We start from the raw sequence: 22572 nt of genomic DNA on the forward strand, positions 1-22572 counted from the left end.
CGACCGAGGTCAGTCCGCTCAGCGGCGTCATCGACTGCGGAAGAGATGCCACCACCGCCGAGGCGGGCCGCCCGGCTCGGAGCCATCCGTGCCCCGCTCCAGGTCAGGGACGCTCGGCTCCGCCTCGGAACCGGTGTCTGTCTTCTTCACGCGTCGTTCCCGCCAGGCCGCGACCTCGGCGTCGATATCCCGCGGAGGTGTGAAGACCGGAGGGCCGTCACGCAGGTCCATCACAGCCTCCCGCACCCGGGCGTTGAACCCGGTCAGGTAATCGCGGACCTCGGATTCGGTGGTGAAGGCGTCGACGGTGTCTTCGAGGACGGCGTTCTCCTTCTTCAGCTGGAACGCAGCCGGAGCGACGCCGTTGATGCCCTCGGCGTCCATCTTCTGCTTGATCCACCAATCGGGGTCAGAGGAACTGTGCAGCCCGCTCAGCGGCTTGCCCAAACCCGGCAGATCATCGAAATCACCGCGCTTGATTGCCCTGTCAAGGGCCGATTCGACGACGGCATTGCGATCCTCGAGCGAATTCAGGCGCCGAGGCGCTTCGCCCTCACTCGGGTCCTTACTCATGGTCTCGCCTCTCCCCGGTCCACAGTGCCGTGGCTCCCGGCACCAGACGCCGTGGGCTGAACGCCGCGGCTCGCCTCGACGCGGCACCCCGGCCAAGTGTCCTCACACGGTAGGCGCCTCGGCAAGAGGTTCGCAAGGGGGCACCCGGCGGCTTGAGAACAGAGAGGACCGAACTTGGGTCACAATCGGATACTTTTCGGCGGAAATGTCCGTTTGCGACCTATTCTCGGCGCAGCGCCTGCAGTGGGCGACCACTTCTGTGCCCAGTGCCGGCGAAGTGGGCGTCCACTTGTCGGTGGGGAAGCGTTGTTCGGCGGGGAAATGGAAAACGGCCCCGCGTCCTGTGTTTCCACAAGTCGCGAGACCGCTTCCCTCTGCGTGGCAGATGAAGGATTCGAACCTTCGAAGGCAATGCCGGCTGATTTACAGTCAGCTCCCTTTGGCCGCTCGGGCAATCTGCCGCAGGTGGCGCTCGATGAGCACCTGAAAAGAATACAAGGCCCGGACCCGAATCTCCAACTCGGTAGACGCAGATCACAATTCGAGGCCTCGACTAGACTCGGAGGCAACAGCCATGCCCGTTCCCGACGGGCACACACCATCGCAGACTAAGGAGCATTCATGGCCAGCGAGTCCTCATTCGACATCGTCAGCAAGGTCGACCGCCAGGAAGCCGACAACGCACTGAACCAGGCAGCAAAGGAGATCAACTCCCGTTACGACTTTCGCGGCACCGATGCGTCGATCGCCTGGAGCGGCGAAGCCGTGCAGATGAAGGCCAGCAGCGAAGACCGCGTCAAGGCCATCCTCGATGTCTTCCAGTCGAAGCTGGTCAAGCGCGGAATCTCGCTGAAGTCCCTTGAAGACGGTGAACCGTACCCCTCGGGCAAAGAGCACCGCATCGACGCCTCCCTCAAGGAGGGCATCGACAAGGACAATGCGAAGAAGATCTCGAAGATCATCCGCGACGAAGGGCCCAAGGGCGTCAAGGCCCAGATCCAGGGCGACGAGCTGCGCGTGAGCTCGAAGAAGCGCGATGACCTGCAGGCCGTCATCGCCCTGCTCAAGGGACAGGACCTCGACGTCGACCTGCAGTTCATCAACTACCGCTGATCCCACCTCGGTTTGAGCTGGGCCGTCGGACGGCTCGGCTCAGCCGGTCTAGCTCGGCCGGTCGACGATTCAGGCAGCACTCCCCTCATCCCCCACCCCGCGAATATGTCGGAACACGTCATCGTCTGACGTCCGCGGACGTTCTGAGACTCGCTCATGACGGGTCGTGACACCGATCATGCATCCGTGCCGCACGTTCCCCGGTCCCCCGTCAGGATGGCGACATGTCATCCACTTTCGTCACCCCGCGGCTCTCGGCCTCGGCCCCGGGCAGCGCACCCGATCGGCTGCCCGTCCGTCGACGCCGGCTGCGGCGAGCTCTGTCCTTCGAAGTCATCCCACCCCGGTCCGCGGCCCAAGCGGCGCGGATGCCGGGACTGCTGAGATTCCTCGATTCGCTCGGTCCTGACTATCTGGCCGTCACCTCATCGGCCACCAGCAGCTGGCTGCAGGGCACGGCCGACTTCATCGCCGAGGTCACCTCCACGACCACGCTGCGGCCCTTGGCCCACCTCGCCTGCACCGCCGGCACCGAATCCGAGCTGCTCACCTGGATCGACCATCTCCTCAGCGTCGGCGTGCGCGGCTTCCTCGCCATCCGCGGTGACATCCCCGCCGGTCGGACGAGTCTCCCCGCCGGGCACCTCCCCCACGCCGATGCGCTCGTCGGCCTCCTCCGCCGCATCGAATCCGACAATGTCGCTCGCCTGGCCGCCGGTCGCCTCGGCATCGGCGTCGCCGCCTACCCCTCGGGCCATCCGGAGTCGACCGGACCCGAAGAGGACCTCGACGTGCTCGCGGCCAAGCAGCGCAACGGCGCCGACTTCGCCATCACCCAGCTCTTCTTCGACCCCACCGCCTACGCCCGTCTGCGCCGGCGTGCCGAACACGCCGGCATCACGCTCCCGATCATCCCCGGCATCCTGCCGTTCACCGATGCTCGCCGCCTGCACACGATGTCCCGACTCTCGGGTCTGCCCGTTCCCGACCATCTCCTCGCACGCTTCGACGGAATCTCCGACCCCGCCTCCGCGCGGCGGATCGGACTCGAGATCACTGCCGAACACACCGCAGCGATCCTCGAGAACGATGCCGACGGACTGCACTTCTACACCTTCAACGACCAGAACACGACCGAAGACCTGCTCACCGCACTCGAACAGAAAGGGATCTCCGTGAGCTCATTCCCACCCCAGCCACCGCCTCGGCGATGGCCGCCAGCGACCGACGACACACCAACGACCGCGAAGGAGAACCACGCATGACCACCCCATTCCCGACAGCCACCGTCACCGGCTACCCGCGCATCGGCGCCCGCCGCGAACAGAAGAGGGCCTTGGAGGCCTACTGGGCCGGCCGCATCGACGCCGACGACTTCACCCGTTCCGTACATACGCTGCGCGTCGAGACCTACCACCGACTCGCCGAGCTGGGGCTGCGCGAGGATTATGCGATCCCGGCCTCCTACAGCCACTACGATCACGTCCTCGACACGGCACTGACCGTCGGGCTCATCCCCACGGACACCGGCGGCACCAACACAGGCGCTGCCGCCGGCCTCGATGCCTACTTCGCTCTCGCCCGCGGTACATCCCAGCGCAGTCCGTTGGAGATGACGAAATGGTTCGACACGAACTACCACTACCTCGTCCCCGAGCTCGCCGACTCCACGGTCTTCACAGCCCGCCCGCACCATCTGCTCTCCCTCGTCGCCGAGGCGAGGGCCGCCGGACACTTGGTCAGACCGGTCCTCGTCGGACCTGTCACCTTGCTCGCACTGGCCAAACCCGCACCCGGTGCCACGACTCTGCCGCTCGACCGACTCGACGAGCTCACCCTCGTCTATCGAGACATTCTCACGGGACTCAGTGACGCTGGCGTCGATTGGGTGCAGTTCGATGAGCCGGCTCTCGTCGCCGACATCCCCGGCACCACCGATGCCAGGCTCGCCGAGGCGGCCCGACGCACCTATGCGACGCTGAGTTCCGCAACCGTTCGTCCGCAGCTGTTCGTCACTGCCCCCTACGGAAGCCTCGAGAACGGTCTGCCCGCACTCGCCGAATCCGGCATCGACGCCCTCGGTGTCGACCTGTCCGCCGCGACCCGCGGGGCCGACCCGGACTATGCACCCAGGCTGGCGGCGACCTTGCCCCCGTCGGTCCACCTCGTCGCCGGGGCCATTGACGGACGCAACGTCTGGGCCGATGATCTGGCCGCCAGCCTCGACGTGCTCACCGGTCTGGGTCGGGAATCGCTGAGCGTGTCCACCTCCACCTCGCTGCTGCACGTGCCCTATACGGTCTCCCAGGAGACCACGCTGCCCGTCGACGTCGCCTTCTGGCTGTCCTTCGCCGAGGAGAAGGTGACCGAGGTCGAGGCCCTGGCCACCGCCCTCGCCGAGGGGGCCGAAGCCCGACCGGAGGCGTTCAACCGTGCCGAACGCGTCCGGCGCACCCGCGCTTCGTCGACCCGAGTCCACAACGCCGAGGTGGCCGCCCGCACCGCGGCCGAGGCGACCAATGACGGCTTCCGCGCCGATGCTGCGACACGGATCGCCGCCCAGGAGTCGCTGGGGATCCCGGATCTGCCGACGACGACCATCGGTTCCTTCCCGCAGACAGCCGAAGTCCGTCGGGCACGGGCCGATCACCGAGCCGGACGTGTCGATGATGCCGCCTACGAGCAGGCGATGAGAGCCGAGATCGACCGGGTCATCGACCTGCAGGAGGAGCTGGGTCTCGACATCCTCGTCCACGGGGAACCCGAGCGCAACGACATGGTCCAGTATTTCGCCGAGCACCTCGACGGCTTCACGACCACCGAGCACGGGTGGGTGCAGTCCTACGGGTCGAGGTGCACGCGTCCGCCGATCCTGTTCGGTGATGTGTCCCGCCCGGATCCGATCACCGTCGGTTGGACACGCTACGCCGCGTCCCGGACACCGCACCCGGTCAAGGGCATGCTCACCGGCCCGGTGACGATCCTCGCGTGGTCGTTCGTCCGCGACGACGTCGACCTGCGGGTCTCTGCCGACCAGATCGGGTTGGCGCTGGCTGATGAGGTCGCCGATCTCGAGGCGGCGGGCATCGGCATCATCCAGGTCGACGAACCGGCGCTGCGAGAGCTGCTGCCCCTGCGCAGCCGCGCCCGCGCCGAGTACCTCGACTGGTCGGTACGTGCCTTCCGTCTCGTCAGCGCCCATGTCTCCCCACAGACACAGATCCACACTCACCTGTGCTATTCGGAGTTCGGAGAGATCATCGAGGCGATCGATGCCCTCGACGCCGATGTCACCAGCATCGAGGCCGCCCGATCACGGATGGAGGTCCTCGACGATATCGCCGGATTCGGATTCGGACGCGGAATCGGCCCCGGCATCTACGATATCCATTCCCCGCGCGTGCCGACCGTCGAGGAGCTGCGCGAACTCATCGAGGCGGCGCTGAAACATGTTCCCGCGCACCGCCTGTGGATCAACCCCGACTGCGGGCTGAAGACGCGCGACTACCCGGAGGTGCGCGCCTCCCTGGCCAACCTCGTCGCCGCACGGCAGGCCATGCTCGATTCGGTCCAGGTCACGGTCTGAGCCGCCTCGGCGATGTTCGGTGGACGGCCTGAGCCGCCTCGGCGAGGTTCGGTGGACGGTCCGAGCCGCCTCGGCGAGGTTCGGGTCAGTGTTCGGGGAGTTCGAGCGGGATGTAGTACAGGCCCTTCGAGTCCTCTTCGACGCTGGCCCGGAGGCGATCGTCGAGGTGGATGAAGTCGTTGACCTTGATGGTGCCCTTCTGACCGCTGAGGCGGCGGATCGCGAACGCGGGGATGAGGCCCTGACGTCCCGAACCGTCGACGGCGAGCGCGTATTTCGGGCCCGTCGCGCGGACTCGGACATCGATGCCGGTGACCTGTTCGCGCAGTTCGTCGAGTTCTCGCACGGGTTCCGGGTTCGTCAGCGCGGTGAGCTCGACGGCCAGGGTATCGGCCATGTCATCGACGGTGGCGAGCATGTTCGCCATAGCGCGGGCGAATTCTCCGTGGAGCTTGCTCGGCTTCATCGCCGCACCGGGTTTGTACATGTCCTCATGGGTGAGCTCGCTCCACGCGTCCTGGAGTCGGGTCTTCACCTGGATCTCGGCGAAGACCGGCTGACCTTGGTCCGAGGGGATGCGCAGAATGACGTGGCAGGCACGGTATCCGCTGGCCTTCGGCGGGTCCGTGTAGTCACGCGATTCGATGAGTTCGAACGAGCCGAGCTGCTCGGGGTCGCGCAGGGCAGAGAACATCATCCGCTGATCGCGCGGGGATTTGCACAGCACCTTGATGCCGACGATGTCACGGATCTGGTCTTCGACATCCTCGGTGGAGGTGATCGTCAGCTGCGGGTCGTCCTCGATCTTCTCCGTCACCTTCGCGAGGGTGCGGGCGGCATCCTTGATCCGGTGCCCGTCGACGTCGAGTCGGGAGATGTCCTTGTCCTTGAGCAGACCCTTCTGCTGTTCGGTCAGCCAGTGCTTGATCCGCACGGCCGCCGTCTGCCAGGCGTCGAGTCGTTCGGCATACGCGCGTTCGACGATCGTCTTGAGCAGCGATTCGCTTCTCACGAGGTCTCCCCTGCCTGCCGACGGCGGATTCTGATGGACGACCGGTGTGTGCCGGTGCCTGGTGCGCACCGGTCCGCATGCTCTGACTCTACGCGGTAGACGCACCACGCCCCGGCAGCGACTCGTCCTCCCAGTGCAACGGGAGGAGAAGTCATTGCCGGGGCGTTGTGGCGCTCAAGCGGAGAACGCGACGTTGCCGGTGGGCGATGGCTCCGAGTCAGCCGCCTCGGGTCAGCCGCCTCGGGTCACCCGCCCCGAGTCAGTCACCTCACGTCAGTTGCCGGCGGACGGCTGGCCGACGGATTCGGCGGTGACGTGCCCGCGCGCCTCGACCAGCATCGCCTCACGGGTGGCGAGCTTGACCCGCTCACGGCCCTCGACCTCACCGGCCGCCTTCTCCGCGGCCTCGACCCGGTGGTAGCCCTCCCAGTCGACGAAGTCGGTGCCCTTGGACTCGAGGAGTTCGACGATGGCCGACTCGTCCGGGTACACCGGATCGGTGAGCACCCCGGCTGCCCGGTCATCGAGGATGTGGCCGATGGTCTCGAGCGCGTCGCCCTTGGTATGGCCGATGAGTCCGACGGGCCCGCGCTTGATCCACCCGGTGGTGTAGACGCCCTGAACGACGTCGGCGTCGGCGGCCTTGGCCTGTTCGTCGGAGTCGACGACCCGTCCCTCGTGGTTCGGGATGACCCGTCTGCGATCATCGAACGGCAGCTGGGGCAGCTGGGTGCCCGCATATCCGACGGCGCGGTAGACGGCATCGAGCTCCCAGTCGTGGAAGCTGCCGGTGCCGCTGACTCCGCCGGAACCGTCGAGTTCCATGCGTTCGGTGCGCAGTCCCGTCACCTTGTCCTCGCCGAGGATGGCGACCGGTGCGTGGAGGAAGTGCAGGTGGAGACGCCGCTTCGCTCCGGTGGGTTCACGCATGGTGAAGTCCGTGAGCGTCTTTGCGACCTGTTTGGTCTGGTTGCTCGACTCGATCGCCTGCATCGACCCTTCGTCGAACTCGAAGTCCTCGGGGTAGACGATGATGTCGACGTCCTTGACCTGACCGAGCTCGCGCAGCTCCAGCGGAGTGAACTTCGCCTGAGCCGGTCCTCGGCGACCGAAGATGTGGACGTCGGTGACGCGGGAGGTCTTGAGGCCCTCGTACACGTGGTCGGGGATCTCCGTGGTGTGCATGTCGTCGGCCTGCTTGGCCAGAACGCGTGCGACGTCGAGGGCGACGTTGCCGTTGCCGATGACGGCGACGCGTTCGGCGTCCAGCGGCCACTCCCGGCCGACGTCGGGATGCGAGTCGTACCAGTTGACGAAGTCCGCGGCGCCATAGGATCCGGGCAGATCGATTCCGGGCAGATCGAGTGCGGCATCGACGAAGCAGCCGGTTGAGAAGACCACTGCGTCATAGCGGTCGGTGAGCTCTTCGAGGTGGAGGTCGACACCGTATTCGACGTTGGAGAACAGACGGATGTCACCTCGGTCGAGGACCTTGATCAGGGCATTGATGATGCCCTTGATCCGCGGATGGTCGGGAGCGACCCCGTAGCGGACGAGCCCGAAGGGAGTCGGCAAGCGGTCGAAGAGATCGATGCTCAGATCGAAATCACGCTCCGCCTTCGTCATGAGATCAGCAGCGTAGATCCCGGCAGGACCGGCGCCGACGATGGCCACCCGGAAGGGACGAGTCATTCTCACACCTCTCTATTCAGTCCCACCGAGTCTATCGTCAATGTAGGTCATCCTTACAATGACGTGATCAAACTCGCATTTCCACGGCCTCATCGGCAGGCCGCAGTCCTCCACGCTCTGCCGTCTCGCCGACGGGCCCACGACCCCCACCGCACCCCCACCTCATTAGACTGAAGCCTGTGAGCCAGAACCCTGCCCCCGATGAGAGCGCAATTCGCCGTGCCGGCCTGATCAACGGATTCTCCGCCTACCTGTTGTGGGGCGTGATGCCGCTGCTCTTCGCAGCAGCGGCACCCACCGGCGCCCTTGAACTCGTCTCCCACCGAGTCATCTGGTCGCTGGGCTTCTGCGCCATCCTCCTCATCTTCACCGGCGGGTTCCTCCGCACCTGGCAGATCCTGCGCTCGCCGCGCCTTTTCGGCCTCCTGCTTCTGGCCTCCGTGCTCATCGCCATCAACTGGACGACGTTCATCTTCGGGGTCGAAACCAATCAGCTCGTCGAGATCTCGCTCGGCTACTACCTCAACCCGCTCATCTCCATCGGCTTGGGCGTGGTCTTCCTCGGTGAGAAGCTGCGTCGACTGCAGTGGACGGCCGTGGGCTTCGGTCTGCTCGCCGTCATCATCGTCGGCATCGGCCTCGGCCGCGTCCCCTACCTTGCGTTCACCGTCGCCCTGTCCTTCGGCCTCTACGGGCTGGTGAAGAACAAGGTCGGCAGCCGTGTGGGAGCGCTCGAAGGCATGGCCGTCGAAAGCCTCGTCCTCGCCGTGCCCTCGGCGATCTACCTCATCGTCCTCGGTTCTCTGGGCCTGCAGACGTTCACCGGGTTCGGCGGCTGGCACGTCTTGGTCATCATCGTCACCGGGCCCGCCACCGCGATCCCGCTCATCCTCTTCAGCGCCGCCGCCCGCCGCATCCCCCTGTCCTGGGTGGGCATGCTACAGTACCTCACCCCGACGATCCAGTTCATCCTCGGCGTCACGGTCCTCGGCGAGATGATGTCGACGACGCGGTGGATCGGCTTCTTCATCATCTGGATCGCCGTCGTCCTGCTCTGCACCGATCTCGTGCGCACGAACCGACGCCGCCGCTGACCGCGGGAGCCTCACCGAGGCGACCCGCTGTCGCCATCGCCGAGGCGACCCGCAGTCGCCATCGCCGAGGCGGCCGAATCGTGCCGAAGCTCAGCTCAGCACCGCGAGCGCTCCCCCGGCCAGCACCGCGGCCACGGCGACGGCGGCACCCATGGCCGCGGTCGTCCTCCACCCCATGGCCCTGCCGACCATGACCATCGAGGGGATGCTCAGCGCCGGCAGGGCGATGAGCAGGGCGCCGGTAACTCCGGCACCGACGCCGAGAGGCACAAGGGTGAGGATGATCGGGATCTCTCCGCCGGTGGGGATGACGAGCAGGGTGCCGATGATCGCGACGATGATGACCGCTCCGGCGCCCAAGTGGGCTTCGAGGCCGTATACGCCGGTCAGCCATGGGGCGAGTAGCCCGATGAGGAAGACGAGCAGGAGATGCTCGGGCACGAGGATGAGCGCGAAGCGGCCCAAGGACCGCAGGTAGCGCACGGGTAGGGACGACACCGTCACCGAGGCGGGGCTCGGCTCGGGCGCCGAATCGTTCCGCCCGGACACCCACCTTCCGATCAGGGCGCTTGCCCCGACCGCGATGGCAACGGCGAAGACCACTCGCACAGCCGTGTACTGCCACGGCAGGACGAGTGCCAGGAAGATGAGCACTGCAGGGTTGAGCAACGGATTGCCCACCCAGTACGCCAGGGCCGCAGAGCGTCTCACTCCCGAATCACGCAGGCTCGCGGCCACGGGGGCCGCGCAGCAGGTGCACATCATCGACGGCATCGACAGGACCGCGCCGACGAGGGACTGACCGGTCTGGCTGCGCCGATTCAGCAGCCGCAGCAGCCAGTCGCGAGGAACCAGAGCGTCGATGGCGGCCGCGACGAGCAGCGCCACGAGCAGGGCCTTCCACACTGCGGTGAAATACACCAGCGTGAAGTCCCATGCCCCGGACAGTGACATCGCCTGCCCCGCGGCATCGAAGAGCGGAGTGCCCTCCCACAGCGAGGTCTCGCTCAGCGTCCACGCCTTGTCCCAGTACGGCAGCCATTTCGACCAGCTCAGACCGATCACGAGCAGCAGCGCGAGCACGCCCAGTCCGATCCAATCGGCGGCGCCCAGTCTCTGCGGAGACCTCATCGGTGCCGAAGCCGAGGTGTGCGTCATCGCGGTACGTCCTTTGCGCCAGTGCCGAAACGGCGGAGAAACAGTCGAGAACGGTAAGGGGCGGGAACTCAGGAACTGCGGGAGACGACGGAATCGGCGAAGGCGAACAGCGCTTCCTTCACTCGACCCTCGGGCAGCGGTGCCAATGCGGCTTTGGCCTCATCCGCCCAGCGCGACGCCTCGGCGCGGGCCCGTTCGGTCACGGGATGGGCCGCCAGGGCCGAGCGCGCTGCTTCCAACGCCTCATCGGAACTGAGGTCGGCATCGAGAAGTCGGACCACCTCGGCGGCGGTGTCATCGCCCGCAGCAGCGGCGGCGCGCACGTAGAGTACGGGCAGGGTGGGGACCCGTTCGCGCAGGTCCGTGCCCGGGGTCTTCCCCGACTCCGAGGATGTCGTGGTCAGGTCGATGATGTCGTCGGCGAGCTGGAAGGCCACGCCGACGCGTTCGCCGAAGACTCGCACGGGTTCGGCGAGTTCCTGGTCGGCGCCGGAGAACATGACTCCGAACCGCGCCGAGGTGGCGATGAGCGATCCGGTCTTGTCCGCAAGCACCTGGATGTAGTGCTCGACTTCGTCGGCGTTTTCGGGCGGGCCGGCGAATTCGTTGAGCTGTCCGAGCACGAGCCTCTCAAAGGTCTCGGCCTGGACGCGCACGGCCTCGGGTCCGAGCTTCGCGGTCACCCCGGAGGCCTTGGAGAAGAGCAGATCGCCGGTGAGGATCGCCACCGAATTGCCCCACACCTCGTGCGCGGCCTTCGCACCGCGTCGCACGGGAGCGTCGTCCATGACATCGTCGTGGTAGAGCGAAGCCAGGTGGATGAGTTCGACGGCGGCAGCCGCATCGATGATGTCCTCGTTGTCAGCATCGCCGAGGCGGGCGGTGAGCAGGACGAGATTCGGACGTGCCCGCTTGCCGCCGGCGGCCAGCAGGTGCTTCGAGGTTGCGTCGGGCAGCCTGCGGGTCTGCTCGGTGACCTCGTAGAGACGGGACTCCACGGTTTCCAACTGAGTCGAGATCTCCGCCGCGAGCTGGGCGTCGTCACCGGTGAAGGTGGCCGGAGAGGCTAGGTGGCTCATGTCCTCGTCATTCGTCGTAGTCGGTCTCGGCATGCCGTTGTCCTCGCCCTTGCGCTCAGAGTTCTTCACTGTGGTCTCAGCGTCGTCCGTGTGCCGTTGCTGGTGGCTGGAACGATTCGGGTCAGGGCAGAGATCACCCTGTCGATGAGATCGGCCTCGGAGACCTTCGGGTCGCGGTAGAGGTTCGCCAACAATTTGACGACGAACTCCATCACAACGTCAACACCCATACCGTACTTGATTCCGAACTGCATGAGGGCCGGGTGGCCGATGATCGAGGCGAAAACCCGGCCGAGAGTGAAGTATCCGCCCAAGGAGTCCCCGAGCAGCGCCGGGTACTCCTCGAGTCGGCGGCGCATCACGGCCTGCGGGTAGCGCGAATAGGTGGAGATCACCTCGGCGGCGATGCGCGCGGACTCCAGCGCATAGTCGATGCCCTCGCCGTTGAACGGGTTGACCATGCCGCCGGAGTCGCCGACGAGCAGCAGACCGCGGTGGAAGTGCGGTGTCCGGTTGAATGCCATGGGCAGGGCCGCGGACTTGATCGGGCCCAGAGACGTCGATTCGTCGATGCCCCACTCATGGCCCATGTCCGCGATCCACTGGTTCATCATGGCGCGCAGGTCCACGGATCTGAACTGGGGCGAGGAGTCGAGGAGGCCGGCGCCGATGTTCACGGTGCCGTCGCCGAGGGGGAAGATCCATCCGTACCCGGGCAGGGTCTCGGATTCCCCGGCCGCGTTCGTCGAACGCATCTCGACCCAGGATTCGATGTAGTCATCGGCGTGCCGGGGCGTCGTGTGGTAGGCGCGGGCGGCGATGCCCATCGGTCGGTCATCGCGCTTCTCCAGGCCCATGGACACGGCCAGGCGGGAGGAGACTCCGTCGGCGGCGATGACGATCGGGGCTCTGAAGTGGGCTTCGGGGCCGACTCGGCGACCCCGGTGGTCGGTGCCCGAGGCATGCACGCCCTTGATCCACCCGTCATCGCCGATGTCCGGAGACATGGCCCGCACCTGTTCGAAGAGCCTGGCCCCGGACCGCTGAGCATGACGGGCGAAGGCCTCGTCCATGCTCATCCGCGGACGGGTCAGCCCATAGTTCGGGGTGCCGTCGATGTCGGGCCAATCGAGTTCGAGCCGGTGGCCGCCGCCGATGAGGCGCAGTCCCTTGTTCGGGTGCCAGCCGTCGGAGGCCGGCAGATCCATCCCCAGGTAGCCGGCTTCCTTGACCGCACGCGGGGTCAGGGCATCGCCGCAGATCTTGTCTCGGGGGAAACCGGACTTCTCGAGGATGATGACCTCGTGCCCGGCCTGGGCGAGGTAGGCGCCGATCGCCGAGCCGGCCGGGCCGGCTCCGACGACGACGACTTCGGCATCGAACTCATTCATCGTCAAGGCTTGATTGGCTCCGCGGTGTCCGCCGCTGCTACCGAGTCCGTGGTCGCTTCGGCGGGTTTGAGGGCATGGTGGACGGCGACGATTCCGCCGGTGAGATTGCGGTACTTCACCTGATCGAAGCCGGCGTCGAGGATCTGGTGGGCGAAGGCGTCCTGGTTCGGCCACGCGCGGATCGACTCGGCCAGGTAGACATAGGCCTCCGGATTCGAGGACACGGCACGGGACACGGCCGGCAGGGCCCTCATCAGGTATTCCTTGTACACAAGGCTGAAAGCATCGAACGTCGGGGTGGAGAACTCGCAGATGACGAGGCGTCCGCCGGGCTTGAGCACGCGCAGCATCTCGTCAAGGGCCGTATCGACGTCATTGACGTTGCGGATGCCGAAGGAGATCGTGACGACATCGAAGCTGGAATCGGCGAAGGGCAGATCCATCGCATCGGCGTAGATGAAATCGATCTTCGGGTGCCGGCGTCGACCCTCGGTGAGCATCCCGGTGGAGATGTCCCCGGCCACCACCTCGGCGCCGTGGTGAGTGAACGTCATCGACGAGGTGCCGGTTCCAGCGGCCAGATCGAGCACGCGCTCACCGGGTCCGGCGGCCACGGAATGGGCGACGGTGCGCCTCCAGGCCCGGGCGAGTCCGAAGGAGAGGACGTCGTTCGTCAGGTCGTATCGGGAGGCGACATCATCGAACATCGACGCGACGTCGGCGGGCTGCTTGTCGAGCTTGGCACGGTTCATGACCACATTCTCTCAACACCTGAACCGGGAGGGCGAATCCGGATCCCGGTCCGCCGACATCCTCGTCTAGAATCGAGGCGACATGACTTTGACTTCCGGCACTTCCGACATCCTCTCCGCCCCTCCGCGTCTGCACGTGCGCTCCCGTTTCGTCGACGACGTCGATCCCGGGCCCGGCTTCCCCTTCGAATCAGGCCTGCCCACGACCGTGGAGCAGACCCTCGAACTGCTGCCGACCGACGGCTTCTCCTGCTGGGTCCGTGATACCTCCGGTCTCATCGGCTTCGGTCGCACCCTGCGCATCCGAGCCCGCGGTCCCGAGAGGTTCACCGACCTGTCGGATGCCTGGAAGGCCATCACCGAGGCGGCTGAGGTCGAGGACGAGGTCGATCTGCTCGGCTCCGGACTCATGTGCTTTGCCACGGTCGCGTATTCGGGCGAATCCGCTGTCGATTCGATCATCCACGTCCCCGAGTTCGTCCTCGGTCGTCGCGGCGGCCGTGTGTGGCTGACGTCGATCTCGACAGCCGAGGTGCCTCCTCTGCCGCCGATCCTCCAGGCCGAACCGCTGCAGCGCGTGCACTCCGCCCACGCCGAGGCCGGGGACCTCGATCCCGAGAGGTGGTCCCGGCTCGTCGAGCAGGTCGCTGACGTGCTCACCCCGATCGACACCTCGGCGGAAGTGGACGCGTTCTCGGATGATCCGACTCTGCGCAAGGTCGTCCTCGCCCGTGACGAGGTGGTCACCACCGAGGAGGACATCGACGTGCGTGCGGTGCTCGGCGCGCTCAACCGCAGCTACCCGAGCTGCTGGACCTTCGACATCGCCGGTCTCATCGGGTCGACCCCGGAGCTGCTCATCGGAGTCGAGAACAACAGAGTCACCTCACGTGTCCTCGCCGGAACCTACCGGGTGGAGAAGAACCCGATGGAGGAGATGCCGGCGGCCCGGAAGCTGCTGAGTGCCCACAAGGACAGCACCGAGCATGCATTCGCCATCGCCTCGCTGCAGCGCAGCCTGGGTTCGGTCGCCGAGGATGTCACCGTCGATGAGCGCCCCCACCTGCTGCCCTTGGCCAATGTCATCCATTCGGCCTCGGACGCGCAGGCGAGCCTCTCCCCCGACTCCGGGCTCACCGCCCTCGACGTCGCCGCAGCGGTCCACCCCACTGCCGCCGTCGGCGGGTATCCGCAGGCGAGCGCGGTCGCCCATGTCGATGAACTCGAACCCCTCGACCGCGGCCGTTACTCCGGCCCCGTCGGGTGGATGGACGGGCGCGGCAACGGCCAGTTCGGCATCGCTCTGCGCTGCGGTCAGCTCGAGGATCGCAATCGGATCCGGCTGTATGCCGGTGCCGGGATCATGCCCGATTCGGATCCCGCCACCGAGGTCGCCGAGACGAATGCGAAGCTCGCTCCCATGCGTCGGGCGCTCGGTCTCGACCGAGACTGACCTTCCGTCGTTCACCGGTGCTCCCGGCGCTCCGGGGGCCGCTGAGAGTTCCGAAGCTCAGTGCGACGCGGTCACCTCGATGATGCGGCGGGCACTCGTGCCTGCGTTCCGCTGTCCGTCGAGCATGCCGAGAGTCGCTTCGAATTCCTCCGCGCCGGTGACCTGCACATGGTCCCAGCCGTAGGCGGCGGCGAGGCCCTCGAATCCGCGTCCGTGCGGGACCGTGAAATACCGTTCCAAGAAGCCTTCGAGGTGGGACTGGGAATGTTCGAGTCCGGAGAAGATCGCTCCCCCGTCGTCGTTGAGCACCACGATCGTCACGTCCCCGGCATCTTCGGCACTCGGGGTGAGGAGTCCGCCGATGTCGTGGAGCATGGCGATATCGCCGATGAGCAGGACCACTGGTTCGCCCAACCCCAGGGACAGCCCCGTGGCGGTGGAAACCAGTCCGTCGATTCCGGCCAGCCCACGCGAGGCGTGGATGCGGGCGCGGATGTCGGTGGCGTCGCTGAGGTAGCGCACCGAGTTCGAACTCGCCACGAACAGGGTGATGTCCTGTGCCGCCAGATGCTCGGTGATCGCCCGTGCGGTCGACTGGAATTCCCTCGCCGAGGCGGGGCCTGAGGATCCGGTTGTGTCCGGTTCCGCGGACCGTTCTGCCCGAGCAGCTGCAACCAGGGACGTCCCGGCTTCGATCCACGCGCGCGCCCAGGTCGGTCCCGAGGCGGCGCTGCTCTGTGCCTCTCCTGCGGCCGTCGAGTCGACGGTCGTCTCATCCGTGACGGTCAGGTCAGCCGCGTCGATGTCGTCGGGCACCCGCTGCACATCCACCGATTCGTCGGCGAGCAGGGCGGCGACGGGTCTGGTCAGGGTCGGTTTGCCGTGGACGATGACGGTGCGGATCGCCTCGCGCAGCTCGGTGTGGTCGCCGAGCACGCGGGCATGAGCAGGCACCGAGGGTGAAGGTTCGGCTGACCTTCCGGCCGAGTGTGTCGACGTCCACGCCAGCGTGCTCGAGGGTTCGGCGAGCATCGGAAGGTGATGGTCGGCGGCCAGCGCCCGCAGGGACTCGGCCGGATGGCCGCCGGCGTCTCCGGCGACGATGACCGTCCCATCGGTGATGGTCACACCGACGCTCACACGCGGTCCGGGTGCTGCAGAGTCCGGCGCGATCTGTGCAGAACGCTGCCCATCACCCGCCGTACCGGTCTCGATCAACTCGCCGATCTCCTCCGACCACGACCTCAACTCGTCTTCGGTGGGGACGAGCGGGGTGTCGAACTGCACATTGAACTGGACCGGGCCGGCCGCCTCGGCGAGGGTGCCTCCGGTTCGCCCCGAGGCCGCGGTCACGGCCCCGGCCACCGCACGGCCGACCGCTTCGGCGGTGTCACCTGCGGGAATGTCGAAGCGGGCACGGACGTCCGAGAGCACCTGCGACTGATCATCGATGGTCTGGTTGGCTCCGGTCGCCCGCAGCCGGGCAGGGCGATCCGCGGTGAGCGCGAGCAGCGGCAGGTGACCGTACGCGGCTTCGAGGACGGCGGGATGGAGATTGGCCACGGCCGATCCGGATGTCGTCACGACCGCCACGACGGACTCGCTGCCGCGCGCACGCAGACCGCGAGCCAGGCCGAGGGCGAGGAAGGCGGCATCGCGCTCATCGACGCGCACATGAGTGCGGATCAGCCCCGCCTCGGCGAGGGGAGCCACCGCGTAGACCAAGGGAGCGGACCGCGAACCGGGGGCAAAGACGACGTCACTGACCCCGGTCAGGACCAGGCTTCGGGCAATCTGCTGCGCCACCGCGCTCGAATTCGACATCACCTGATATTCAACCACCTGACCACCTGTGGTTCATCTCTGCCCTCTAGCCTCGAGAAATGCGCCGCTCGTTGATCATCGCGATGGGAGCACGAGCCATCCGCACCCTGACCGCGGCTCGCTCCCAGCGCGGACGCTACCCCGCCCGCGACCAGACCACCTCCTTCCTCGGCCCCGAACCCCGCGGGAAGGACGCCCGGACCTGGCATATCCGGGACAAACGGAAACTCTCACCGAGGCTGCGCGAATTCTTCCTCTACTCCCCCGCACTCGGCCGCACAGTCGGCGTGCGTGTGCTGCTGCCGGGGATTCCCGCCGAGGTCAGCCCCGTCATCTGCCTCTTCCACGGAGGCGGCGACGATTTCCGGTCATGGACGGATTTCGGCTCCGCTGAGGAGCTCACCCTCGACTCGCCGTACCTCGTCGTCATGCCCGACGGCGGGGCCGGGACGTATTCGCGACTGGCCGTCGGCAGCGAGGTCCACGACTGGCCGCGCTTCCACACCGAGGAGATCCCGGCCTTTCTCACAGCGAACTTCTCCGTCGACTGGGCACCGGGCAGCCAGCTGCTGGCTGGACTGTCGATGGGCGGTTACGGGGCGATGAAGTACGCGGCCTGGCATCCCGACCGGTACGGCTCGGCCGCCGCGTTCTCCTCTCCCCTGGATCCGCTGTCGACCGTTCCGGCCTTCGACATCATCGCGATGCGCGAAGGCGCCCGGTCGCTGAGCCTGTTCGGTGATCCCGGCCTCGACCGCAGCGAATGGCTGGCGAATTCCCCCTATGCTCTGGCTGAGAATCTCCGCGGCCTCGATCTGTGGTTCAGCGCCGGATCCGGCAGCCTCGAAGGGGCGAAGGATCGCGACCTGCTGGAGACGATGATCAGCTCTCAGGGCGAGCGCTTCTCCGCCCGTCTCAACGCCCTCGGCATCCGCCATTCCTGGTTTCCGCGCACCAGCGGCCTCCACAACTGGACGAGCTGGGAACGGGAACTCGGAGCATGGCTGAAAACACTCGCCAGACGACGCGACTATGCGAGCTCGGACCGTGGCCGGACCGATCGCGTGGCCGATGGCGGACAATTCACCTATCTCAGCGGTCATGCCCTCTTCGACATCCACGGGTGGCGGGTGGAGCTCTCCCGTCGTCGCGCGCAGGTCGTGCGCTTCGACGCCGTCAGTGCCGCCGGTTTCTCCCTGACCGGCACCGGCAGCTTCCGTGTACGCACTCCAGCGCTCTTCGATCCCGGCCGACGCTACGACATCAGTGTGTCCGGGCCCGGCGGAGACAACGCCTACCAGCAGAAGGCGGACAAGAAGGGGCGGCTGACGTTCACCGGTCGGCTGGCCGCGGCCATGCACGATCCGATCATCCCCGGGAAGCGCACTGCGCACTTCACCGCGCTGGGACAGGACGAAGTGACCACGGTGAGGATCTCCTCGGCGCCGGTGGATGCGGCAGAAAACCGCAGGCACAGCTCGGCTGAGGTCGACAGGGCGGTGGCTGATCGCCGGCACACAGCTGCGGCCGAGGCCGACGGTAAGGCGGCGGTAGACGAAGGGCTGTACACAGCTGATGATCCGGATCAATTCCCCGGAGAAACGACGCAAGAGACCGCTGGCGTTTATATTGAGAGCGGTCGCGAATCGCCGGCCGCTGATTCCTCAGAACGCTGAGCAGAGAGGCACACAATGAAACGCATTCTCCCAGCCATCGCTCTCGTCGCCGGACTCTCCCTCGCCGGCTGCACTGGCGGAGGAGACGAACCGGACCAAACTGCCGACGGCGGATCCTCTACCGCAACCGAGGCGCAGCCGGAAGCCGAGAAGCTGGACGAAGCCCAGCTCAAGGAGATCCTCGAATCAACTCAGGCTGACGGTCAGTCGTTCAAGGACAGCGGCGCCACTGGCGAAATGGCCAAAGCCCTGGAAGGTTCGAAGTTCGAGCCTGCCAAGTGCAAGGACATCACTCTCAACCTGATCAATTCGAAGCTCGTCCAGGGCGGCACGACTGTGACAGGGGCCTCAAACGACAATGTTCTGTCCGCGGGCCTCTCCAGCTTCGACAGCGTCGACGATGCTCAGATGCAGCTCGACGGAACTGAGAACGTCGCCGAAGAGTGCAGTGATGTGAAGTTGACGACCGCTGGCCTCGAAATGCAGGTGAAGATGGAAGCTTCTGACCCTGATGTGGCCGGAGCCGATGAGACCGCCGGAATCGTCGCCACAGTCGAAACCGGAGGTCAGACCGCCACCGAGATTCGCTACGTCGCCGCACGTGTCGACAACAACCTTGTCGCTGTGACAAACGTCGCTGATGTCGAAGAAGCGACAGTGACGAATGCCGCTGACGCTTTCGTCGAGTCTGTGAAGAAAGCCGGCTGACTCAGTTCGGCCCCGGTCCGGTTCAGCCAGAGTCGGCTCAACCGCGCAGGGCGCTCCAACAGTTCTGGAGCCGCCCGGCCCACCACTCGTATCGTCCCGGATCCACCGCCAGCTGCTGCAGGCGGTCAGGGTCCGGGACGATTCGTGTCACCGGGATGGCCCCGTCGACCGGAGTCAGGGCCTCGTCTTCGGCGACGATATCGGCGGTGAAGAGACGGCCGGTGCCCAGTCCACAGGCCACCCGATCACCGAGGATGTCCCGGCTGCGGTCGGTGCGCGGCAGCCCGGCGGCGAGTTCGGCTCCGGCGGCCAAGCCGACGGAGGACTCGAGAGCCGAGGACACGACGGCTGGCAGACCCGAGGCGCCGATGACGTCGAGGGCCGCACCGATTCCACCCAGCGGTTGGACCTTGACGATGATGACCTCGGCGGCCCCGAGTTCGGCCACGCGCAGCGGGTCCTCGGCCTTGCGGATGGATTCGTCGGCGGCGATCACGATCGGCAGCCCTCTCCGGGCGAGTTCTTCGCGCAGCTCTGCGAGCTGCTCGACGCCGGGCACCGGCTGCTCGAAGTATTGGAGATCGAAATCGGCGAATGCCTCACACACCTCGACTGCTTCGGTCAGCGTGTATCCGGCATTCGCGTCCAGCCGCAGAGTCGTGTCCGGGAAGAGACTGCGGAACTCCCGCAGGCGCCCCAGGTCATCGTCAAGGGAGGCGAAGCCGCGCTCGGCGACCTTCGCCTTGACTGTGCCGACCCGACCGTAGCGGGACAGGATCGATTCGACCTGATCCGGCGGGCAGGCGGGCAGAGTGCCGTTGACGGCGACGGTTTCACCGCTCCCATCCGGGACCGGGACGGAACCGCGCCCGGGGTCTGCGGAGGGGGCCGCCTCGGCGAGGGCGGTGTTCTGCGGGATCAGCCCGGAGAATTCGAGGGAGGCGCGCAGCCACCGGCTGGCCTCCTCGGTGTCGTATTCGACGAACGGGGAGAACTCCGCCCACCCTGCAGGGCCGGAGAAGAGCGCCACTTCCCGCTCGGTGATCCCCCGGAAACGGGTGACCATCGGCAGCCGCACCACATGCAGATCCTCGATGGCCTCATCGAAGCGTTCGGGCAGATCGAGCGGTGCGGAAGCGATGGGTTCGGGGGCAGGTGCACCGGGGTGCGGTCGCGCAGTATCGGCCATGCCCCCAGACTAACGCTCACCGGCCGACCCGGGACCGTTTGGAAAGGGCCAAGCGCTAGGCTTGGGGCCATGACGGTTTCAGACATCTTCGACCCCACGGCCTGGCGCGAAGTCTCCGGCTTCGACTTCACCGATATCACCTATCACCGGGCCATCGACCCCGCCACCGGCGACGACATCGGCTGTGTGCGCATCGCCTTCGACCGCCCCGAGGTCCGCAACGCCTTCCGCCCGCACACGGTCGACGAGCTCTACCGTGCCTTCGACCATGCCCGCCAGACCTCGGACGTCGGCGCCGTCCTGCTCACCGGCAACGGCCCGAGCGAGAAGGACGGCGGCTGGGCGTTCTGCTCCGGCGGGGACCAGCGCATCCGCGGCCGCTCCGGCTATCAGTACGCCTCCGGTGAGACCCGTGAGAGCGTCGACCCGGCACAGGCCGGACGCCTCCACATCCTCGAGGTCCAGCGTCTCATCCGCACCATGCCGAAGGTCGTCATCGCCGTCGTCCCCGGCTGGGCCGCCGGCGGAGGCCACAGCCTCCACGTCGTCTGCGATATGACGATCGCCTCGGCTCAGCATGCGAAGTTCAAGCAGACCGATGCCGATGTCGGCTCCTACGACGCCGGCTACGGTTCCGCGTACCTGGCGAAGATGGTCGGGCAGAAGAAGGCCCGCGAGATCTTCTTCCTCGGCCGCACCTACTCCGCGCAGGAGATGGCCGATATGGGTGCCGTCAACGAGGTCGTCGACCACGCCGACCTTGAAACCGCAGGCATGCAGATGGCACGCGAGATCCTCGGCAAGTCCCCGAACGCGCAGCGCATGCTCAAGTTCGCCTTCAACCTCGTCGACGACGGGCTCGTCGGCCAGCAGGTCTTCGCCGGGGAAGCCACCCGACTGGGCTATATGACCGACGAAGCCGTAGAAGGCCGCGACGCCTTCCTCGAAAAGCGCGACCCCGACTGGTCACCGTTCCCCTGGTACTACTGAGCCCGGTCCACGCATGACTGCACGCGAACTGCGCCCCGACGAGCTGCCCGACGCCATCGATCGGGCGCTCGCCGGCGAATCGATCCTCATCCTCCCGTCGGATCGGGATGGTGCCGTCACCGAGGCGGCTCCAAATGTGTGGGCCGGTCACGGCCGCGCCCCGGCCCTCATCCTCTTCACCTCCGGGTCGACGGGGACGGCGAAGGCCGTGGCTCTGTCCGCCCGAGCACTGACCACCTCGGCGCGGGCGACCGAACGGTTCCTCTCCGGACCCGGCGACTGGCACCTGTGCCTACCGGTCAACCACATCGCCGGCTTCCAAGTCGAGCTGCGCGCCCGCTTGGCCGGCCGTGCACCGGTCAGAGCCGCCTCGGCGAGGTTCACGGCGCAGTCCTTCGCCACCGAGGTCGGCGACCTGCTGGAGCGGGCGGGCGACCGTCCCACGTACACCTCGATCGTGCCCACCCAACTCCACCGGATCCTCGAGGATGACCGCGCCACCGCGGCGGCGGGACGGGTCTCGCACATCCTCCTCGGCGGGGCGGCGATCTCACCGTCGCTGCTCGAGCGCGCCGAAGCCGCGGGACTGGCGATCGTGCGAACCTACGGGATGAGCGAGACGGCGGGCGGCTGCGTCTATGACGGGGTACCCTTCGACGGGGTCGAGGTGACCATCACCGAGGCGGGAACGATCGATCTGACCGGACCCGTCGTGGCCGACGGCTACGTCGAGATCAGCGCCGACGGGACCATCGCCCCGATCGTCTCCCCCGACCTCACCGTCGACGAGGCGGGACGGCGGACCATGCACACCAGCGATCTGGGCCGGATCGATTCCGGCGTGCTCAGTGTGCTCGGTCGTGCCGATGACATCATCGTTTCCGGGGGCACGAACGTCTCCCCGCATGCCCTGGAGACCGGACTGCTGCCGAGCTGGCAGAAGGCGGGAATAGCCGAGATGCTCGTGACCTGGGTGCCCGACGAGGAGTGGGGAAAACGGATCGTCGCACTCGTTCGGCTCGCCGACGGCACTGGAGCCGGAGCGGAGAATCCGCGAGAATCGGCACAGCGACTCAATGCCCTCGACCACGGGATGACCGGGCAGCTGCTGCCGCAGCTCGTCTTCCCGGTCGCCGAGATCCCCCACCGGTCGATCGGCAAACCCGATCGCAGCGCTGCGGCCCGGATCGCCGCCGATCTCATGACGGCCGGACCGAATACCCATACCGGTGAACAATCGGTAATATAAGACGGCTCCACAACTCAACAGGAAGGGGAGCGA

Annotated in this window: 18 protein-coding genes and 1 tRNA gene; 9 read left to right on the forward strand and 10 right to left on the reverse strand. The window is 66.7% G+C overall.

Features of this window, described 5'->3' with window-relative positions; all coding sequences use genetic code 11:
• Positions 1 to 27: 27 nt before the first annotated feature.
• Positions 28 to 573, reverse strand: coding sequence for a DUF1992 domain-containing protein (locus tag FHG09_RS15080; RefSeq protein WP_152348469.1), 546 nt, complete (start codon positions 571 to 573; stop codon positions 28 to 30).
• 379 nt (positions 574 to 952) lie between these two features.
• Positions 953 to 1034: transfer RNA gene (locus FHG09_RS15085), tRNA-Tyr, on the reverse strand.
• Positions 1035 to 1194: 160 nt separating this feature from the next.
• On the opposite strand from FHG09_RS15085, the gene FHG09_RS15090 reads away from it, so the two are divergent.
• The 3 genes from FHG09_RS15090 (at position 1195) to metE (ending at position 5272) form a co-directional block, all read left to right on the forward strand.
• Positions 1195 to 1686, forward strand: a complete 492-nt coding sequence (locus FHG09_RS15090; RefSeq protein ID WP_152348470.1) for a YajQ family cyclic di-GMP-binding protein — start codon at positions 1195 to 1197, stop codon at positions 1684 to 1686.
• 224 nt (positions 1687 to 1910) lie between these two features.
• Positions 1911 to 2951: a methylenetetrahydrofolate reductase gene (locus FHG09_RS15095; protein WP_152348471.1), complete on the forward strand. Its 1041-nt coding sequence runs from the start codon at positions 1911 to 1913 to the stop codon at positions 2949 to 2951.
• Positions 2948 to 5272: a 5-methyltetrahydropteroyltriglutamate--homocysteine S-methyltransferase gene (metE, locus tag FHG09_RS15100; protein ID WP_152348472.1), complete on the forward strand. Its 2325-nt coding sequence runs from the start codon at positions 2948 to 2950 to the stop codon at positions 5270 to 5272. Before FHG09_RS15095 ends, metE begins: the two co-directional genes overlap by 4 nt.
• An 85-nt stretch (positions 5273 to 5357) precedes the next feature.
• Here metE and FHG09_RS15105 read toward each other — a convergent pair whose 3' ends face one another.
• Together FHG09_RS15105 and FHG09_RS15110 are read right to left on the reverse strand one after the other, a co-directional pair.
• The gene (locus FHG09_RS15105) at positions 5358 to 6284 is read right to left on the reverse strand and encodes a GTP pyrophosphokinase family protein (protein ID WP_152348473.1); all 927 of its coding nucleotides are present in this window, start codon (positions 6282 to 6284) and stop codon (positions 5358 to 5360) included.
• Positions 6285 to 6557: 273 nt separating this feature from the next.
• Positions 6558 to 7976 (reverse strand): FAD-dependent oxidoreductase, encoded by a 1419-nt coding sequence (locus tag FHG09_RS15110; protein WP_152348474.1) that lies wholly within the window; start codon positions 7974 to 7976, stop codon positions 6558 to 6560.
• 179 nt (positions 7977 to 8155) lie between these two features.
• On the opposite strand from FHG09_RS15110, the gene rarD reads away from it, so the two are divergent.
• Positions 8156 to 9070 (forward strand): EamA family transporter RarD, encoded by a 915-nt coding sequence (rarD, locus tag FHG09_RS15115; RefSeq protein ID WP_152348475.1) that lies wholly within the window; start codon positions 8156 to 8158, stop codon positions 9068 to 9070.
• A gap of 90 nt (positions 9071 to 9160) precedes the next feature.
• Here the strand turns inward: rarD and FHG09_RS15120 are convergent, their stop codons facing one another.
• From FHG09_RS15120 to FHG09_RS15135, 4 genes are all read right to left on the reverse strand, one after another.
• Positions 9161 to 10228, reverse strand: a complete 1068-nt coding sequence (locus tag FHG09_RS15120; protein WP_152348476.1) for a permease — start codon at positions 10226 to 10228, stop codon at positions 9161 to 9163.
• 68 nt (positions 10229 to 10296) lie between these two features.
• Positions 10297 to 11340, reverse strand: coding sequence for a polyprenyl synthetase family protein (locus FHG09_RS15125; RefSeq protein ID WP_413773154.1), 1044 nt, complete (start codon positions 11338 to 11340; stop codon positions 10297 to 10299).
• 32 nt (positions 11341 to 11372) lie between these two features.
• Complete coding sequence (locus FHG09_RS15130) at positions 11373 to 12698, reverse strand: geranylgeranyl reductase family protein (RefSeq protein WP_152348477.1); 1326 nt, start codon at positions 12696 to 12698, stop codon at positions 11373 to 11375.
• Between the two features lie 2 nt (positions 12699 to 12700).
• On the reverse strand, positions 12701 to 13450 hold the full coding sequence (locus FHG09_RS15135) for a demethylmenaquinone methyltransferase (RefSeq protein WP_152348478.1): 750 nt from the start codon (positions 13448 to 13450) through the stop codon (positions 12701 to 12703).
• 82 nt (positions 13451 to 13532) lie between these two features.
• Here FHG09_RS15135 and FHG09_RS15140 point away from each other — a divergent pair, with 82 nt between their 5' ends.
• A complete protein-coding gene (locus FHG09_RS15140; RefSeq protein WP_152348479.1) occupies positions 13533 to 14903 on the forward strand; it encodes an isochorismate synthase MenF in 1371 nt (456 codons plus the stop codon).
• 57 nt (positions 14904 to 14960) lie between these two features.
• On the opposite strand, the gene menD is transcribed toward FHG09_RS15140, so the two are convergent.
• Positions 14961 to 16727, reverse strand: a complete 1767-nt coding sequence (gene menD / locus FHG09_RS15145) for a 2-succinyl-5-enolpyruvyl-6-hydroxy-3-cyclohexene-1-carboxylic-acid synthase (protein ID WP_227492798.1) — start codon at positions 16725 to 16727, stop codon at positions 14961 to 14963.
• A gap of 59 nt (positions 16728 to 16786) precedes the next feature.
• Between menD and FHG09_RS15150 the strand changes: the two genes are divergently transcribed.
• Entirely contained in the window at positions 16787 to 18403 is a 1617-nt protein-coding gene (locus tag FHG09_RS15150; protein ID WP_227492799.1) for an alpha/beta hydrolase, read from the forward strand.
• A 15-nt stretch (positions 18404 to 18418) separates the two neighbouring features.
• Entirely contained in the window at positions 18419 to 19111 is a 693-nt protein-coding gene (locus tag FHG09_RS15155; protein ID WP_152348480.1) for a hypothetical protein, read from the forward strand.
• 37 nt (positions 19112 to 19148) lie between these two features.
• Here the strand turns inward: FHG09_RS15155 and FHG09_RS15160 are convergent, their stop codons facing one another.
• Positions 19149 to 20300, reverse strand: a complete 1152-nt coding sequence (locus FHG09_RS15160) for an o-succinylbenzoate synthase (RefSeq protein WP_152348481.1) — start codon at positions 20298 to 20300, stop codon at positions 19149 to 19151.
• A gap of 69 nt (positions 20301 to 20369) precedes the next feature.
• Here FHG09_RS15160 and FHG09_RS15165 point away from each other — a divergent pair, with 69 nt between their 5' ends.
• Positions 20370 to 21290 carry a 1,4-dihydroxy-2-naphthoyl-CoA synthase gene (locus tag FHG09_RS15165; RefSeq protein ID WP_152348482.1) on the forward strand — a complete coding sequence of 307 codons (921 nt, stop codon included), beginning with the start codon at positions 20370 to 20372 and terminating at the stop codon, positions 21288 to 21290.
• Positions 21291 to 21303: 13 nt separating this feature from the next.
• Complete coding sequence (locus FHG09_RS15170) at positions 21304 to 22539, forward strand: AMP-binding protein (protein ID WP_152348483.1); 1236 nt, start codon at positions 21304 to 21306, stop codon at positions 22537 to 22539.
• Positions 22540 to 22572 lie beyond the last annotated feature (33 nt).

Source organism: Brevibacterium sp. CFH 10365 (assembly GCF_009299785.1).
Classification (GTDB): domain Bacteria; phylum Actinomycetota; class Actinomycetes; order Actinomycetales; family Brevibacteriaceae; genus Brevibacterium; species Brevibacterium limosum.

Coding starts and splice junctions, on each gene's coding strand:
- FHG09_RS15095 (WP_152348471.1), top strand. CDS start 1,911: ATGTCATCCACTTTCGTCACCCCGCGGCTCTCGGCCTCGGCCCCGGGC.
- menD (WP_227492798.1), bottom strand. CDS start 16,727: ATGTCGAATTCGAGCGCGGTGGCGCAGCAGATTGCCCGAAGCCTGGTC.
- FHG09_RS15080 (WP_152348469.1), bottom strand. CDS start 573: ATGAGTAAGGACCCGAGTGAGGGCGAAGCGCCTCGGCGCCTGAATTCG.
- FHG09_RS15155 (WP_152348480.1), top strand. CDS start 18,419: ATGAAACGCATTCTCCCAGCCATCGCTCTCGTCGCCGGACTCTCCCTC.
- FHG09_RS15160 (WP_152348481.1), bottom strand. CDS start 20,300: ATGGCCGATACTGCGCGACCGCACCCCGGTGCACCTGCCCCCGAACCC.
- FHG09_RS15135 (WP_152348478.1), bottom strand. CDS start 13,450: ATGAACCGTGCCAAGCTCGACAAGCAGCCCGCCGACGTCGCGTCGATG.
- FHG09_RS15130 (WP_152348477.1), bottom strand. CDS start 12,698: ATGAATGAGTTCGATGCCGAAGTCGTCGTCGTCGGAGCCGGCCCGGCC.
- FHG09_RS15110 (WP_152348474.1), bottom strand. CDS start 7,976: ATGACTCGTCCCTTCCGGGTGGCCATCGTCGGCGCCGGTCCTGCCGGG.
- FHG09_RS15140 (WP_152348479.1), top strand. CDS start 13,533: ATGACTTTGACTTCCGGCACTTCCGACATCCTCTCCGCCCCTCCGCGT.
- FHG09_RS15125 (WP_413773154.1), bottom strand. CDS start 11,340: ATGCCGAGACCGACTACGACGAATGACGAGGACATGAGCCACCTAGCC.
- FHG09_RS15170 (WP_152348483.1), top strand. CDS start 21,304: ATGACTGCACGCGAACTGCGCCCCGACGAGCTGCCCGACGCCATCGAT.
- metE (WP_152348472.1), top strand. CDS start 2,948: ATGACCACCCCATTCCCGACAGCCACCGTCACCGGCTACCCGCGCATC.
- FHG09_RS15150 (WP_227492799.1), top strand. CDS start 16,787: ATGCGCCGCTCGTTGATCATCGCGATGGGAGCACGAGCCATCCGCACC.
- FHG09_RS15165 (WP_152348482.1), top strand. CDS start 20,370: ATGACGGTTTCAGACATCTTCGACCCCACGGCCTGGCGCGAAGTCTCC.
- FHG09_RS15120 (WP_152348476.1), bottom strand. CDS start 10,228: ATGACGCACACCTCGGCTTCGGCACCGATGAGGTCTCCGCAGAGACTG.
- FHG09_RS15090 (WP_152348470.1), top strand. CDS start 1,195: ATGGCCAGCGAGTCCTCATTCGACATCGTCAGCAAGGTCGACCGCCAG.